Below are 17,228 nucleotides of genomic sequence, written 5' to 3' on the forward strand. Positions count from 1 at the left end.
AATAGTCTCGTGCGATCGCCCGAGTTGCGGACAAAGCTACCCAAATAGTCAAGGATGGGTAGCTTTGTCCATAAATTAAGTTACAGTTTCAAACCCCGTCGCCGGCGAACGACACAAAGGAAGCTCGGCAGCAGATGCCAGTAAAGAATGTAACGGATAGAAGGAGAAAGGAAGAAGGAATCCATGGCTGATGTTTGGGCCATTAAGAACGTCCTAACGGTTTCTTAGCATCCACCCGAAATCAAGGTACGTTGTTGCGCTTCAGCGCTCCCATCTATCAGAAAGAGCGCTGAAGCGCAACAACTTACCTAGTCGATTTCTTAGGATCCACCTGAAATCAAGGTACGTTGTTGCGCTTGAGCGCTCCGATATACGCCGAAAGAGCGCTGAAGCGCAACAACGTACCTAAACGTACCCAGTCGATCGCTCTAACACTTTTTTGTCTCAACCGGCCCCTACAAACCAAAACTTCCCACTTATCGCTGTGCGTGCTCCTCCAGTAAAGCCTTCGCTCTCGGCTTGTAAATCAGATAAAACAGCGCTTCTATGTAGCGGAGCATATCTTCGCGGTTTTCCTTGGACGAGTAGTTCCAGAAACCGTAAGTCCGGGCCAGAGTCAGCAGCTTGGTAGTGTGAATTTTCCAAGTATACGTGCTGTAAACTCTGTCAATTCCTCGCGTTGAAATTTCGTACCAATAGTTGGGATTCTGTTCGCATTTCGATAAAAAATCCAGAATTTCTTGGGCAGTTTCCTCGTGGTTGGTCGGGTTGATATAGAACCCATTTACTCCATCTTGAATGATTTCTATCGGCCCGCCAAACTGCGTCCCGAAAGTCGGAATCCCGGTAATCATGGCTTCGAGAATTGTCAAGCCGAAAGCTTCAAATAAGGCTGGCTGTACAAATATACCTTGGCCGTCGGCGATTACCCGGTAGATTTCACCGGACAGGCTTTTGGACAGCCGCACTCCCAGCCAGCGAATTTTACCGTGCAGCTTGTATTGCTCGATAATTGCGTAAAGTTTTTTAATTTCTTCGGCTTCTTCGTAGTCTTCGGTTTCTTCGACTCTCAGCTTGCCGGCTACTAAAATTAAGTTGCATTTTGCTTGCAATTCCTCGCTTTTGCCAAACAATTCTGCTAAGCCTGTCAGGTTTTTAATGCGATCGAGCCGGGCCATCGAAAACAGAGGGCGCTTTTGCGGGTCGTCGAGTGTTCCGAACACCTGTTCCGGGTCTTCGAGGGTAAACAGCAGTTCGTTGAGTCGATCGCGATCGCCCTGCACCCTATCTTCGTTGCGCGTGTAGGGGAAATACACGCTTTCGTTCACTCCCGGCGGCACGACATTGAATTTTGGGCTGAACAGCTCAATCCCGTTGACGACGTGGTACAAATCCGGCATGGTAAAACAATTGTAAGATTCGTACTGCCCGACACTATCCGGTTTGCCGACAATCTCTTGATAGGTGCTGCTGACAATACAATTAGCCGCATTCATGGCAATGATATCCGCAGTAAATTGCAGCGCAAAATGGTATTTATCCTCAGATTCTTGCCAGTAGAGATTGCTGAACAAATATTTAGATTTTTCCAGGGCGTGGGCAATATTGCACTGAGTAACTTTGAGTTTGCGAGACAGCAAAAATGCCACCAAATTTCCGTCAGAATAGTTACCAATTATTAAATCTGGCTTGCCCTGAAACTCAGCCAGCAGTTCTTTTTCCGCATCGATCGCGTAAGTTTCCAAATAAGGCCAAATCTCGAACCGAGAAATCCAATTTTGAGTCAATTTAGGATTGAATTCCCGGAAGGGAACCCGCAAAATCCAAGCATTTTCTGTGCCGTGAACTTTTTCCAAACGTTCGTTGCAGCGCGTGCCATCACTGTTTGGAATTAACCTGGTGAGAATAATTACTTTTGGTTTTACACCTAAACTATCGAGACCGGCAAGATGAATGTCTTCTTGCAGTTGTCTCTCTAAATTCTTCGCTTGATCGAGCACGTAAACTACTTGACCGCCCGTATCCGGACGCCCCAACACTCCTTCTTGACCGAACCAGCCGTGAGGAGAAACTAGGACGATTTTGAAAATCATCGGAATCCGAGAAATAAATGCTTCTAGGGTTTGGGGATCGGGGGAATCAATTAATTCGTCGAGAATTCCTAGAGTTTCCTGCACGCGGGCTGCGGTATTTCCCCAACCTGCATCCAAACCCATCATTTGCAGGACGAATTTAAATCTCTCGTAGGGTTCATCTTCAGAAAGTTCGCTGACAAAGGTGAGGGCTTTTTTGACTTGTTCTGAAAGTTGTTCTTGAGATTTTATGCGATCGTTAATTAGTAATTGTACGCCGTTGTAGCGGTGAATACGCAAGAAATCAAATAGAGTTTCCTGCCACTGTTTGGAGTCTTGAAACAGTTTGCTGGAGAGGTAGCGGTTGAGGAATTGCACTCCTTTGCCGATGTTCTTGGGGTCGCGTATGGAGGGGGAATAGTCGTAAAAAGGGCCGAAATCTAGTTCGAGGATGTCGCCTTCTTGGGGGTGAAAGTGGTTGACGAAGCGATCGCGCACGTCGAGCAATTCTTGCACTGTCATCGGCTCCAGTGTCAAGTCATCTCCAACTCGCACTATTTCCATTGTCGCAATTTTGGGCCGCAGCAGGACGCAAAGACTGCCTGGTTCGAGAATAATTTCCTGAACGTAGTAAATCAGTTTGCTCAAATGAGAGGATTGATGAAACTGTTGGGACTTTTCGTATTTGGTGCAGTAGGCGGCAAAAGCGCTAACTATATCGTTTCGCAGTAAATATTTGTTTCCCAAAGCCCGCAAATCGCTGGCAAATTGCCGCAAGTCGGTTTTTTCGTCGCTGCAAATAACAGCCTCAAAGAGTTCAGACATAGATACTCCCTTATTTGAGATTTTTGATTTTCGCTCTAAAAAAGGGCGATACTGTATTAGTACCACCCTTTTTTTAGGCGCCTACTTTTTTTAATCTCATTTTAAAGTCTGCAATAGGCAATTGCTCTCCCTCAAATGACATAAAATTCGCCGTATTTGTGGCGAATGTAGCGCACAAACGGATCGATAGTTAAAGGTGAACCGGTGACGCGATCGATCAATTCGACGGCAGTGTATTTGCGGCCGTGGTCGTAGATGTTTTGTTTGAGCCAGTCGTGGAGTACGCTAAAGTTTCCCTGTTCTATTTGTGCGGGAATTTCGGGATGGTTTTTGAGTGCGGTTTCGTAGAATTGAGCGCTCATCAAGTTGCCGAGGGTGTAACCTTGAAACATTCCGCCGATCGTCCCAACATACCAGTGAACATCCTGCATCGCACCGTCGCTGTCGGTAGCGGGGACAACGCCGAGGTCTGTTTTATAGCGATCCTTCCAGGCTTCGGGGAGGTCTCGCACTGCTAATTTGCCTTCTACCATTGCCAATTCTAGGTCAAAGCGGATGGCGACGTGGAGGTTGTAGGTTACTTCGTCAGCATCGGTGCGGACGAGCGATCGCGAGACCTTGTTAATGGCGCGGTAAAATGCGTCTGGGGATACTGCGCCCAACTGTTGCGGAAAAAGGCTTTGCAATTGCGGGTAAAAATACTGCCAAAAACCGCGGCTGCGCCCGACTAGATTTTCCCAAAGCCGCGACTGGCTTTCGTGCACGCCGGAGGAAATGCCACCTGCGAGTAGCGTACCTTCAAATTCCGGGGAATTGCCGAGTTCGTAGAGGCCGTGTCCGGCTTCGTGGATGCTGCTGAAGAGGGCTTGATCGAGGTGATCTTTGTAGACGCGGGTGGTGATGCGTACGTCGTCTATGGAGAAGTTGGTCATGAAGGGGTGCAGGGTGGTGTCCTGCCGTCCGCGCTGGAAGTCATACCCCATGAGTTGTACGACTGTGCGGGTGAATTCTAGCTGTTGAGCTTCGGAGAAGTTTTGGTGCAAGCAGGAGTCGTCAGCGGGAGGTTGTGAGGTGATGGCTTCGACTATGGGTACTAATTCTTGACGCAGTTGGGCGAACAGCGGGCGCAGCAGGGATACTTTCATGCCGTAGTCGCTGCGATCGATCAAAGGATCGGCAATGTGTTCGTATCCGGGGAAAAAGTCGGCGTACTGCCTGCTTAATTCTAAGGTTTTTTCGAGATATGGCTCGACGGCTGCGAAGTTGTTGGCTGCTTTGGCTGTTGCCCAAACTTCGTAGCAGTCGGCTTGGTGGCGGCAGAGTGCGGACATGAAGGTGGCGGGGACTCTGGCGGCACGATCGTAATCTCTGCGGGCGATGCGGATCAGGCTAGCTGAGGTAGAGTCATAGGGGAGGGTTTGTTCGTAGAAACGCAAGTCTTCTAGGAGTTCACCTATTTTGGGATCGGTAAATTTTTCGTGGGATATTTGTTTGAGAGTTGCCAACTGACGGCCTCTCGCAGTTGCACCTTTGGCGGGCATATAAGTCGCCTGATCCCAATGCAACAGTGACGAGGCTGATTCGATGTCGGTAACTTCGCTGAGATGCGCTGCGAGTTGAGCGAATTTTGCTTGAGTTTTGTCTAGGGTTTGCATGATTGGGGTTTGTGGTGCTGTTTTGCCTACAAAGGTTGCAGTGCGGCATCGGTATCCATCAATCATTTGCTACCCTGAAATCAAGCTAAAAACCGCACCTGTTCCCGTATTGTACGCAATTTAGAGTCATTCTGGCATAGTTTCCTGTATTTTTCCGGATTTAGTTCGATCGCCTTTGATAAGTTTTGGATCGCTTTCTGAATGCTGGTTTCTACAGCTTTGGGGCTGTTTTTGCGATCGCCTGCTGCTTTTTCTAGGGCGTAGACGCAGGCTTTTTGATAGTAAAGATTTGGATCGTCGGGTGTAATGGCGATAATGCGATCGTAGGAAGCGATCGCTTCGGTAAAGCGTTCGATTTTTTTGAGGGCGACAGCGCGGTTGTACCAGGCTTCGATGTTGTTGGGCTGCAACTCTAAGGTTTTGTCCCAGGAAGCGATTGCTTCTTGAAAGCGTTTTAAGTTTACTAAAGCTAAGCCGCGGTTGTACCAGGTTTCGCTGTCATCTGGCTTGAGTTCGATCGCTTTGTCCCAGGATGCGATCGCGTTTTCAAATTGTCCCATTTGGGCGATCGCCGTGCCGCGTTTGTTCCAGACTTCCGGGGAATTCGGGCGCAGTTGCAGAGTTTTGTCGTAGGAAGCAACGGCTTCGGCGTAGAGTTTTTCCTCGGCTAGGGCTAAGCCGCGGTTGTACCAAGCTTGATGCAAGTCTGGTTTTAGTTCGATCGCTTTGTCGTAGGAAGCGATCGCGGCTGCATTTTGCCCGGAGTGTTTCAGCGCAAATGCCTTGTTGTACCAAGCTTCCGAGTAGTCTGCTTGAATGGCGATCGCCTTGTCATAGGATGCGAGGGCTTCTGAGAATTTTTCTAAGTTGACGAGGGTGTTGCCGCGGTTCGTCCAAGCTTCGTGATAGTCTGGCTTGAGTTCGATCGCCTGTTCGTAGGAAGCGATCGCTTCTGAGAGTCTGTTTAGCTTCCGCAACACGTTCGCGCGATTGTACCACGCTTCTGCATTTTTTGGTTGAATTTTTAAAGATTTGTTGTAAGCGGAGATTGCTTCGGGTAGCTGTCCCAACTTTCTGAAGGCTACGCCTTTGTTGTACCAAGCTTCGTGAAATTTTGGTTCGAGTTCGATCGCCTTAGACCAAGATTCGAGCGCTGCGGACAAGCGTCCCATTGATTCTAGGGCGTTTCCGCGATCGTAGAACGTTTGAGCGTTTTGGGCGTTGGGTGATATGGATTGTTCTCCAGATTCGATCGCTTTTTCTCTGTTAGCTAACTTTTGCAAGGGTTTTCACCTCAGTATGTAAAATTGTCGTTTTTTCTTTTATATGCGATGTTTTTCGCCATCTGCCATCTAATGGTGGCGATTGTACCTTAATTTTGTTATTGTTGACAATCTTACCTAAATTGGAGAACTTTTGCAATTTTTTATCGTTGAATTCTAAGTAATTTTGTCTTCGGTGTTGATTTGGATGTATGGATTTTTACTAAAATTTTTCGGGAATTGCGTAGAAGAGTGGAAAGGGCGATGAAGATGACAGAATTAGGTTGACAGAGTAAGTAATGGCGATCGGCAGAAACCCGATTTTGCAAACAAACCAGGTTTCTGAGTATTTATTCGTTATATCAATTCCGTTGCATCGGAGTTAATATAACCCGAAATCAGGACACGGCAGATGACCCGGCGGTTGAAACCGCGTCTATACAAACCAAGTCCGCCTACGCGGACTAAGAAATAAGGGAGATATTTAAGCTAGATATGGTTTACCGTCAGCTATAGTATAAATGTCTTCTTGGGGGTCGAGAATCGAACCAAAATTAGGATCGATCGCTGTTTTAATCCATTCTGAGTCGTGGAATGGCAAGCCATCAGCTAAAGTGTAGATATCTTCCGCTGAGTCTCTCAGAGAATCAAAGGCTGGATTTGCGATCGCAGCTTTTAGCCATTCATATTCTTGTAGTTTTGCTTTGTCAATCAGGGCGGCTTCTAATGCTTCTAGCCGCTTCAGATCGGCATAAGTAATAATAGCAGCGATCGCCCTTCCTTCCTGTTCTATGACAATTCGTTCTCCAGTATCCTCAACGCGGGCGATGAGTTCGGGAAATCTGTCATTAGTTACAGTTACATTTAGTTGAGTCATCTTTTACCTCGCTATTAATCTATCATAAAGTGTTTGTGATGCTGTAGGGGCGGGTTCACCAACAATTTCTGCCAATAACTAACAATCTCATAAACCCGCCCCCACCCAACGGCTAATCCCTATCCTTGAATCAAGGCTTGAAACCGAACATCAGATCGCATACTGTCAAAATCCGAGTCAGTTTTTGCCATTTCTCGCCATTCATCAGGATTCAGATTGATAGCTTGCTGCAAATTCTGAATAGCTTGGTCAATCTGACTGTGCAACGCATAGCAGCAAGCTTTATTATAAAATGCAGATGTGTCATCTGGTTTGAATTCTAAGGCTTTGTCGTAGGAGGCGATCGCATCTTCTAGCCTGCCTAAATTACGCAGTGCAATGCCCCGATTGTTCCAGGCTTCGTGATAATCTGGTTTGATTTCTAAGGCTTTGTCGTAGGAGGCGATCGCATCTTCTAGCCTGCCTAAATCATCCAGTGCACTGCCCCGATTGATCCAGGCTTCGTGTTTATCTGGTTTGAATTCTAAGGCTTTGTCGTAGGAGGCGATCGCCTTTGCATAATCTTCAGCCGAGCGATACAATAAAGCTTGTTCAAAAAACAATTCAGCTTTTTGTTCTGATGTTTGCCCATCCTCATCAATTAAACCTTGAAGCCTCACCAATTCCCGTTTCCGCGCTTCGGGAGTCAAAGCTAGATATTCTTCTAACTGCCATCTTTCCGAACAAGCCTGCATTGATTCGGCTTGCAAGCTTTCCTGAGCCATCGAAAACTTAAATAAGCTCGATCGCCAATCAAAAAAGTCCGGCGCGCGATGAATAAAATATTCAATACCGAACTTAGGCAAAAGAAAAACAAAACAAATTTTAAAATTATCTAGAAAACGCTCTCGCTGCTGGTTGATATTCATTAAAACAGGTGGCACTCCCCGCCAACTGTAAGAATAAATATCCTTGCTTTCCCATCCGATCGCCCTTTTTTCTCGTTCGTATTCATCAAACGAATATTCTAAGCCTGTCACAAACAAAATATTAATTTCATCTCGTTTTGGCAACTCTTCAATTAAATTATAAAAATTATAAACCGACTCATTCAGCGGCAACACCTCAACCTTTTTCCGAGGGAAATCTGTTTGAACTTTCGCAATCAATCGTTTCCCCTCCGACGGCACACACTCCACAAACAACAACCGGAAACCATTTGTCCGTCTGAGAGTGCGTACCAGAGATTCATATTCTTCCTCCGGTGTTGCTGGTGGCAAATCTTCGTCCCAATCAATGATTTCCGATGTCATGGCTCAAGTTGTGCAACTGCTTCCTTAAATTCCAGAATGCCTTTAATTAGCGGGTGAACGTTATACCAATTCTGCATTTCTTCTTCTTCATCATAGTATCGATATTCCAAAATACAGCGGTTAAATAGCAAATCGCGGTGCTGTTTGTCATTAAGTATCCGGTGAGAGACAGATACTTTCGCTAAAATTGACCATTCTTCTTTGTTAACGGTTCTTCTATAAATATTCCGCAAGTTCGTAATTGCCCTTTGCGCTGCTTTTGCAGTAATTGGCAAATCTTGGGTACGATTTATAGCTTCTTGCAACATCGACAGCAAATTCCTGACGTGTCCCCCACTCATCAAACACAGCTTTTCTAGTGTTTCTCTGTTTTCAAACCATTGTGTTTCCAATTCTAGAGATAAATTGGGTTCGACTTGTTTCACCCGTTTCTCAATCACCTGTTTCATTTTAGCAAGTCCCGCTTGATTAACTTCACCGCTGGGATTGTTTACCATAATCATCGGCAGCACTTGCGGAGCGTTATTATAGTTATTGCTCAGATCGGCCGCGCGATTGGAATGCACCATCGAAATTGGTACTGTATAAACGATGTGACAATCTAAAGCTTTGAGTTGTTCGCTGCGGTCTAAAAAAATTTCGTCGAGATTGCTGCGTTCCCCTCCGTCTTTAGAAAACTGCACGATCTTATCTAAATTATCCGCAATTATTGCCAATTGCGAATATTTGTCGGGCAACCTTTTTTTAGCATTCCGAATAAACTGATTCAGCGCCTCAATCAGCGTGGTAGTGTGAGGATTAACTTTTTCTCTAATTTTTTGGCGCAGACTAGGTTCGGTTCTCACATTCGCCGTCAGTTTGGCAAACTGAGCAATTTGCATTTCTAAGCTCAATGTTTCAAAAGATACTTCTGTCAAGGCTAAATCTTTTAAATCGTTCCAGCGGTTTTTCATCCAATCGAGTAAAGGTTTTGAGTCCGCATCTTTAATAGACCTCTTGCAAAAGTCCTTTTAATCAAATTTTGGGACGGGCTAGAAGCCCATCCCACAAGAAAAAAAAATTGTGGGATGGGCTTCTAGCCCGTCCTAAGTATTTTTGCAAGAAGTCTAATTGCTTCTAATAAATGTCTGGTACAAGCCAGCAAAATATCTGTATATTCCGTATCTTCGGTATTGATATCTTGTTCCTCAGCGGCGAAATAAACTACAAAATAACCTTGTTCTTGCAAATACTGTTCTAGTCTTCGTAATTCGGTTGATTTTCCTGCACCAAAATGTCCGGCATACAACTGACAAGTCATCTCTTGAGAACGCTGAATATTTAGGCCCAGGTCTACGGTAATATTGTCATCTCCTCGCACTTCCCGACAGTCAACATATCGCGGGTCGCCTGCGGGTAAAGGATTGTAGGGGTTGGAAAGATTGAATAGATTTGTTAGTAATTCTTCAGAATTTTTAGTCATAATTTTATATTGTTTATAATTGATTTGTCGTTGGTGCGGGCGGGTTTTATCTTATTGTCGGTTTTAGGCAATTCTTGTTTGTAAAACCCGCCCTTACAGGATTTATGAGACTTGATACTTTTTCAGAATTGCGACTTTTTCGGGGTAGATGTCGATCGCCATTTTGTCATCATATCTCGTCGCGAGCGATCGCCTCACCTCACCCAAAAACAGCGGCTGTGACAGACCAGGCTCAGGATGTACCACCGTCCGAACGCGGATTGTCATGTAATCTCTTCCGCTTCCCGATCGCCCTGGAGAGTACAAATCAGCAGCCACTTGCTGCATTGTTGCTTCTAACTCGGATTCAGTAATTGAAGGTGGCACGGTAACTACAGTTTGGGCGCCGCCAGTATCGTAAACTAAAGAATAGCGCACTGCACCGGGAATTTCTGTGCGCGAAAACAGTCCTAAACCGAGACCGAATATACTCGCAGCAATGACGGCCATAAAGCTGCTCACTCCTACCAATCGGAAGCGAAAACCCCATTTCAAGATAAATGCTACGATGGTTAAAACAAACAAGGCTACTGTTAGAATTCCTGCCCATTGGGCATACATTAAAAGGTTAGAATTTACGTTCATTTTTCAATTTAGTAATTGGGTAATTGGTAATTGGTAATTGGTAATTGGTAATTGGTAATTGGTAATTGGTAATAGTTAACTGCCAACTGCCAACTGACAACTGTCAATTATGCACCTTTTCGGGCCACAAGCAGATAAGTCATCATATCGCCTTTTCCTTTCACCGAAATCACGCCGCGCTCCTCAAAAACATATTTATTCCGCAGGCGCTCGTAGGTAGCAACTGTCACCTGAATGCCGCCGGGAATGCCTTGAGATTCCATGCGGGAAGCTGTATTTACTGTGTCTCCCCACAAATCGTAAGTAAATTTTTTAGTGCCGATGACTCCGGCTTCTACGGGGCCCGTGTGGATGCCGATGCGGATGCTGAGCGGCTGTCCTCCCTTGGTGCGGATTTGAGCCATTGCTCCTAGAATGTCGATCGCCATTTCTGCAATGCTCTCGGCGTGGTTGTCGCTTACTTTTGGCAAACCGCCAACCACCATATAAGCATCGCCGATCGTCTTAATTTTCTCAAGTCCGTAGCGATCGGCCAACTCGTCAAAAGCTGAAAAAATCTCGTTGAGCAATTCCACTAACTCCGCTGGCGACAAATGAGCCGAAAGCTTGGTAAAACCAACCAAATCGGCAAACATGACAGTCACTTCCGCGAAACTGTCGGCGATCGTATTTTCTCCTTCTTTGAGGCGTTGGGCGATCGGGCCTGGCAAAATATTCAGTAGCAAACGCTCGGACTTTTCCTTTTCCTCGGCCAACTCCCGCAGATAAGTTTGTTCCTTATCCCGCAGCCGCTTCTTTTCCAGACAGGCACTAATCCGAGCCTTGAGCAATACGGGATTGAACGGTTTAGAAAGATAATCCTCCGCCCCTAATTCAATACAGCGGACAATACTGTCGATATCGTCCACCGCCGAAATCATAATCACTGGGATGTGGCGCAACTGCTCGTCTGCTTTCAGATGTTCCAGAACTTGATAGCCGTTCATTTGTGGCATCATAATGTCCAGGAGTACCAAATCAAAAGGCTCACTACGCATCAGTGCCATAGCTTGGAGACCATCTTCAGCAACAGTCACCGCGTGGCCTTGACGCTGAAGTCGGCGGGCCAGCAAATCGCGGTTTACCTCATTATCGTCAACAACCAGGACGCTGCCGTCGTCAGTTTTCATTGCATGGCCTCTTTCAGAAGCATTTCGATTTTACTCAAAAGTCGCGGAAATTCCACAGGTTTGGTGTCGTAATCGTCGCAGCCTGCCGCCAAACACTTTTCACGATCGCCCGCCATAGCGTTAGCCGTCAGCGCAATCACCGGAATCATTTTAGTTTCGGGATCCGCTTTAATTTGCTGGGTTGCTCGCCATCCGTCGAGCACCGGCAGGCTCATATCCATCAAAATCAAATCCGGTACTTTTGTCTTCGCCATCGATACCCCCTCCGCGCCATCAACAGCAATCGACACCTCATACCCTTTGCGGGCGAGGCGCCTCGACAGCATATCCCTGTTCATTTCGTTATCTTCTACCAACAGGATTTTAGCCATTGCTTGCCTGCTTCATAAAACTTACCTAAACCTATCTAAAGCCATCTTTAGATACAATTACGAGTTTACTTCCTACGCTGTTGGGTAGTCGGCTATCCCAAGATAAGTAGGCTATCCCCCTCAAGCCGAGGGTTCCCAATTTAAAATGTTAATGCTGGCGTTCCAATCGCGATCCAAATATCTGCCACAAACAGGACAGTCAAAAGTCCGTATGCTTAGTGGCATATCTTTTTTTGTGCCGCAATTTGAGCAAGTTTTGGTACTAGGAAACCACTGGTCTACCAATACCAAGTTAGCTCCATACATTTGACATTTATAGTCGAGTTGACGTTTAAACTCATAAAAACCAAGGTCAGATATTGCTCCCGCTAACTTGTGATTTGCCATCATTCCTTTGACGTTCAAATTTTCAATCTTAATTAACTTAAAAGTTTTAGCTAAATAAGTTGTTAACTTGTGAAGGAAATCTAGGCGAATACGAGCTATCTTTGCATGAATCTGGCTAATCTTATTGTAAGTTTTACGCTGATTTCGAGAGCCTTTTACCTGCTTTGATGCTTGGCGCTGTAAAGTAGCAAGCTTTGTTTTCGCACGGGCTATTAACGGCTTCGGTGCATCAAAAAACTGCCCTTTTGACAGAGTGGCAAATGACTTGATACCAACATCGATTCCCACAGAACTTTCAGACTGCTGAACCGGGATACGCTCTGCATCAACGCAGATAGAAACAAACCAGCGATTCCCTTCTTTTGAAATCGTGAAAGTTTGAGAAATAAAACTACAATCTAGGGCTTCGTAAAGCCGAAAAGTTCCCAGAGTAGGAATCTTAATAGTGTTGCCAGCGTTTAACAAAACTTTGCCGTTAGATGAATCAACCGTAAAAGATTGACCGTCTCCACGACTGGCGAATTTTGGATGACCTGAAGAACCAGAACGATATCGGCTAAAAGCATCTTTCAAGTCAATCAAAGCGTTTTGGTAAACTCGGCTAGACAATTGGTTCATCCAAGCGAATTCAGGGTGCTTTTTGACGTAATTAGTGAAAACTTTTTTAATTTCGTTAATCACCTTTGAGTCTGTAAGTTTCCCCTCACTGTACATTTGAGTCCGCAAACTTAACCCCATGTTAAATACCACGCGCCGAAATCCTGCGTGTTTCGCCATCAAGGTCGCTTCCCTATTATTCAATTTGAGCGCTCGTTTGACGGCAAACATGGTTAAACCTCGTCTAGGTAATTAACTGTGGATAAGTTTAGCAAACTATTTGGTACTTAAGTCCGACTCAAAGTCTACTGAGGCTTTAATGTCTTAAGAATCCCGATCGGTGTTACGGCGGGGACTCTCAAGTCATGGCCTCTTTCAGAAGCAATTCAATCTTACCCAGAAGTCGGGGAAACTCCACGGGTTTGGTGTCGTAGTCGTCGCAGCCGGCTGCGATACACTTTTCACGATCGCCCGCCATTGCGTGAGCCGTTAGCGCAATCACCGGGATCGTTTTAGTTTGAGGAGCTGCCTTAATTTGCTGGGTTGCTTGCCAGCCGTCGAGCACTGGTAGACTCATATCCATCAGAATTAAATCCGGTACTTTGTCGAGGGCCATCGACACTCCCTCAGCACCGTCCACAGCAATAAAGACCTCATGTCCCTTGCGGGCCAGACGCCTCGACAGCATATCCCTGTTCATTTCGTTATCTTCGACCAACAGGATTTTAGCCATTGGTGTTCTCCTTGCCTTTCGAGTCATACCTGCGATCGAGCCTGTCATTCACTATAGAACGAACATCGCGCAGCAAAGTATCGCAACTGTAGACTCCCTTTTGCAGAACCCGATCGACATAGCCGTTGAGTTGCTGACTTTCTGCGGTCGTCAGGTCTTTGGCGGTAATTACGACGATCGGTATAGGATCTTCTGAATGCGACTTGCGAAGTTCGGCGATCAACTCAAAACCATCCATTTCTGGCAGCATCAAATCCAGCAAGATCAATTGCGGGCGATCGACTTCTAGCTGTTCGAGAGCAGTGCGTCCGCTGTCAGCTTCCGCCACAGCCCAGCCTTGTTTTTCTAATATCCGCCGCAGTATTTTGCGGGTGGCATCGTCATCTTCCACAACTAATATCTGACAGGGCAAACTGTGAGCCGCAACGCCTTCTTGGTCGCGTCGGTACTTGTTCAACAAAGCAACCAGCCGTTTGCCGTCCACTGGTTTGGTGAGGTAGTCCGAAGCGCCCAATGCAAAGCCGAGGCTTTTGTTGCCAACAAAGGATAGCAGGATTACGGGAATCTCGGCAAGGTCAGGATCTGCCTTGAGGGCCGACAGCACCGCCCAGCCGTCCATTCCGGGCATGATCACGTCGAGGGTAATGGCGTCTGGCCGCAGTTGCTTCGCGAGCCTGAGGGCTTCCTCGCCGTTACCTGCGACTTCTATGTGCAGTCCTTGGCGAGCGAGGGCGCGCTCGATCAAATCCTGGGAGATGGGGTCATCGTCAACTACCAGCACCGTGCCGACAGCAGGTGCGTCCGCAGTCCTAGTGCTGTCGCCGACTTTGTTGGGGATTTCCGGTTCTTTGATGGCGCTGGGCAAGAGTACGGTGAAAGTAGTGCCTATGCCCAACGTGCTGCTTGCTTCAATGCTGCCGCCCATCATCTGGCAGAAGCGCTGGCTGATAGCTAGTCCCAAACCGGTGCCGCCATACTGCTTGGTAGTCGAGGCGTCAGCTTGGGTAAAAGGTTGGAAAACTCGCTGCAATTGATCTTTTGTCATGCCGATGCCGGTGTCGGTGACGCGAAAACTTAAAAATTCTGAGTTAGAAATTAAAATTTGGGCAGATTCCTCTTGATTTTTCATTCTTAATTGTTCATTGGTAATTCTTTCAACTCCGATCGCAATTTTCCCGTTTTTGGTGAACTTCGCAGCGTTGCTGAGTAGGTTCAGCAGCACTTGCCGGACTTTGGTCATATCGGCGTGCATCGTATCGAGATTTTCTGGACAGTAGACTTCTACCGTGTTGCCGTTTTTTTCCACTAGCGGCTTCGCTGTCTCCACAGCACTTTCAATCAAGGCATGAATGTCGAAGTTTTCTAAGTAGAGATCCATTCGACCTGCTTCAATTTTAGAGATATCTAGGATGTCATCGATCATCGATAACAGGTGTTTGCCTGCGCCGCGAATTTTTTCGAGGTCTGGGACGAAGGTTTCATCCCCGGAGTCTTCGGCTTCTTCTTGGAGCATTTCGCTGTAGCCGATGATGGCATTCAGGGGCGTCCGCAGTTCGTGGCTCATGTTGGCGAGAAATGTACTTTTTGCCCTGTTGGCGGATTCTGCTGCTTCTAGGGCCGACTGCATGGCGGATTCTGCAAGTTTGCGATGGGTGATGTCGGTGACAGTGCCTTCAAAGTACAAAATGCTGCCGCTTTCGTCGCAGACGCTGCGGGCGTTTTCGGAAATCCAGATCGTGCTGCCGTCCCGGCGGTATATTTGGGATTCAAATTTTGATACTTGGTGGCGCGCGGCCAATTGGGCTATAAACTCAGCGCGCCGGTTGGAGTCAACGTAAAGTTGGCTGCTGATGTTTGCTAGTTCGCCGACCATTTGGGCGACTGTTTCGTAGCCGTAAATCCCGGCTAGTGCTGGGTTGGCGGTGAGGTAACGTCCGTCTGGGGTTGTCTGGAAGATGCCTTCGGCTGCGTTTTCAAAGATGCTGCGGTATTTGGTTTCGGCTGCTCTCAAAGCTGTTTCTGCGCGTTGGCGTTCTAGGACATTGGCGAGCATTTCTCCTACCATTTTTAGATGAGTTGATATTTCGGTCGATCGACTCGCAGCAGGTTTGTAACTGTCGCATCCGAGAAATCCTAGTAGGTTTTCACTGCAAATTAGGGGAATCACGATTAGCGATCGCAGATTTTTTTGAGGTTTGTTTAATTTGGTTTTGCCCGAATGTGCGATCGTACCTGCGGAAGCGGTTGCTGTTTCCGAGGAGGAGTTTGTCAGGAATGTTGCTAAATTTTTGCCTGTCAACCAAGCTATTTCGGCTTGATTTGGGGGCGGGAGTTCGCGGATTTCTCTGATGTGCAGGCATTCGGCGCGATCGAGCTTTTCTGCAATCCAAGGGATTTGGGCGATGTCTATTTGTTGGGGGGCGCGGTCTTTAATTTGGGTCGGAACACCCTCGGCGCACCATTCGTAGGTTTTGTGAGCGCGAGTTTTGTCTGCCGATAACAAGTATATGTAACTGCGGTCGCAGTGGCTGAACTGGGCGATTGCTTGGAGAGTGCGATCGAACCCTTCATCTATGTCCGCTCCGGGCAGAGCGATCGCATAGGTTGACAAAGTAGCAATCAATGCCTCAAATTCTACTCGTTCCTGCAAAGATTGTGCTATTTTTTGGCGATCGGTAACGTCTCGAAAGCTCCATATTCTGCCAACTGTGTTTGCTCCAACTTTTGATGGCAGTGAATTTAATTCGATAACTCTTCCGTCTTTAAATTCTAATAAGTCGCTGATTTTCGCATCTGGTTGGGCCGACACTTGCATCGCGCGTTCGAGAAATCTTTGGGGGTCTTTTAATTGTTCCCTAGCGAAGGGGAATTCTGTGGCGATGTTTTTTTCACTATTGCCTGCGGGCGATCGGCTCAAGTTTCCTGCTGCGTGAGACAAACCCCACATCTCGACAAATTTCTGATTGTAATTGCATACATTGCCTTTGGTGTCAACCGCGATAATTCCCGCATCTGTTGAGTCCAAAACGGCTTGCAGCATCGAGAGCTGCTGGTGTTCTCCCTGCTCAAAAAATACCAAGACTGATATTTCGCCACCCTCAATTACAGGATTGAAAAAATAGGAAACTGGTAAAATTTTCCCGTCGCTACATAGAAACTCATAGTCCCAATTGCTACAAGGTTGACGGTTGGCGATCGCCTCTTGTAAAGATAGTGTATGTGCGATCGCCCCATCTTCATTTTTGTGGTTTTTTTGTTTCCGAGCCTTCAAAACGGGGGATTTTTTGCCTTGCTTTTGCTGGGGGGCAATGCGATTTAGCAGCGAAATGCCTGCAAGTTCCGACTCTCGCCAGCCCAACAAGCGTTCGGCTGCTGGATTCACCGAGATGACCAACCCCTTGCCGTCAAGGATACACAATCCCACCCCCAAACTGTTGACGGTCGATCGCAGTCGATCGAATTCTGAAGCGGTTCGAGAGTCTTGAGAGGATGGGGACGAAGAGGCAAAATCCTTTAATCCCGAGGGTTGCTGCTGACTTGGAGCGCCGTCGTAGCTACAACTTACCTGCTCTAAGAATAGCTGCCACTGCTCGGCAGTGGGAGGGGGAGACTCGCCGGCTAAACCGAGCTGTTCGAGTTGGCGCTGGAGGTAGGGATGCATAATTTCGGGCGCTTTGTAGGCAACTTTTTACAGTATATCTTTTTAATTAATAGTATATATACGCAGCTATACAGTGACTGGCAAGGTACGCAATCTAACTCTATCACAGGTTCTATCGAGAACCATAGCTGTCATCTGCGTTATCCAAAATCTTTTAAATCGCCCTAAGTTATATTTAGTCTAAAAAAATTACATCGTCAACAAACCCATGCTCTAAATGTCTGCCACCTACTTAAAAATT

13 protein-coding genes are annotated in these 17,228 nt (G+C 46.7%); all 13 read right to left on the reverse strand.

Features of this window, described 5'->3' with window-relative positions; genetic code table 11:
- Positions 1–476 precede the first annotated feature (476 nt).
- The 13 genes from JGK07_RS21470 to JGK07_RS21530 all read right to left on the reverse strand — a co-directional run bounded on the left by JGK07_RS21470 (position 477) and on the right by JGK07_RS21530 (position 16,987).
- Positions 477–2,897 carry a sucrose synthase gene (locus JGK07_RS21470; protein WP_293225353.1) on the reverse strand — a complete coding sequence of 807 codons (2,421 nt, stop codon included), beginning with the start codon at positions 2,895–2,897 and terminating at the stop codon, positions 477–479.
- Positions 2,898–3,028: 131 nt separating this feature from the next.
- Positions 3,029–4,552 (reverse strand): carboxypeptidase M32, encoded by a 1,524-nt coding sequence (locus JGK07_RS21475; protein WP_293218853.1) that lies wholly within the window; start codon positions 4,550–4,552, stop codon positions 3,029–3,031.
- An 80-nt stretch (positions 4,553–4,632) separates the two neighbouring features.
- Positions 4,633–5,835, reverse strand: coding sequence for a tetratricopeptide repeat protein (locus JGK07_RS21480; RefSeq protein WP_293184213.1), 1,203 nt, complete (start codon positions 5,833–5,835; stop codon positions 4,633–4,635).
- A 463-nt stretch (positions 5,836–6,298) separates the two neighbouring features.
- Positions 6,299–6,691 carry a type II toxin-antitoxin system Phd/YefM family antitoxin gene (locus JGK07_RS21485; protein WP_293192454.1) on the reverse strand — a complete coding sequence of 131 codons (393 nt, stop codon included), beginning with the start codon at positions 6,689–6,691 and terminating at the stop codon, positions 6,299–6,301.
- A 119-nt stretch (positions 6,692–6,810) separates the two neighbouring features.
- The gene (locus tag JGK07_RS21490) at positions 6,811–7,983 is read right to left on the reverse strand and encodes a tetratricopeptide repeat protein (RefSeq protein WP_293242771.1); all 1,173 of its coding nucleotides are present in this window, start codon (positions 7,981–7,983) and stop codon (positions 6,811–6,813) included.
- Positions 7,980–8,936 (reverse strand): ATP-binding protein, encoded by a 957-nt coding sequence (locus JGK07_RS21495; RefSeq protein WP_293225355.1) that lies wholly within the window; start codon positions 8,934–8,936, stop codon positions 7,980–7,982. Before JGK07_RS21495 ends, JGK07_RS21490 begins: the two co-directional genes overlap by 4 nt.
- A 122-nt stretch (positions 8,937–9,058) precedes the next feature.
- A complete protein-coding gene (locus JGK07_RS21500; protein ID WP_293225357.1) occupies positions 9,059–9,445 on the reverse strand; it encodes a hypothetical protein in 387 nt (128 codons plus the stop codon).
- A 102-nt stretch (positions 9,446–9,547) separates the two neighbouring features.
- A complete protein-coding gene (locus JGK07_RS21505) occupies positions 9,548–10,069 on the reverse strand; it encodes a Ycf51 family protein (RefSeq protein ID WP_293225359.1) in 522 nt (173 codons plus the stop codon).
- A gap of 107 nt (positions 10,070–10,176) precedes the next feature.
- Positions 10,177–11,238, reverse strand: coding sequence for an adenylate/guanylate cyclase domain-containing protein (locus JGK07_RS21510; RefSeq protein WP_293184199.1), 1,062 nt, complete (start codon positions 11,236–11,238; stop codon positions 10,177–10,179).
- Positions 11,235–11,609: a response regulator gene (locus JGK07_RS21515; RefSeq protein ID WP_293151691.1), complete on the reverse strand. Its 375-nt coding sequence runs from the start codon at positions 11,607–11,609 to the stop codon at positions 11,235–11,237. Before JGK07_RS21515 ends, JGK07_RS21510 begins: the two co-directional genes overlap by 4 nt.
- A 120-nt stretch (positions 11,610–11,729) precedes the next feature.
- Complete coding sequence (locus JGK07_RS21520) at positions 11,730–12,824, reverse strand: RNA-guided endonuclease TnpB family protein (protein ID WP_293184197.1); 1,095 nt, start codon at positions 12,822–12,824, stop codon at positions 11,730–11,732.
- Between the two features lie 127 nt (positions 12,825–12,951).
- A complete protein-coding gene (locus JGK07_RS21525) occupies positions 12,952–13,326 on the reverse strand; it encodes a response regulator (RefSeq protein ID WP_293151805.1) in 375 nt (124 codons plus the stop codon).
- Positions 13,319–16,987 (reverse strand): response regulator, encoded by a 3,669-nt coding sequence (locus JGK07_RS21530; protein WP_293225361.1) that lies wholly within the window; start codon positions 16,985–16,987, stop codon positions 13,319–13,321. The genes JGK07_RS21525 and JGK07_RS21530 overlap by 8 nt, the downstream gene beginning before the upstream one ends.
- Positions 16,988–17,228: the final 241 nt, after the last annotated feature.

The organism is Microcoleus sp. PH2017_24_DOB_U_A, assembly GCF_020738205.1.
Taxonomy (GTDB): Bacteria; Cyanobacteriota; Cyanobacteriia; order Cyanobacteriales; family Microcoleaceae; genus Microcoleus.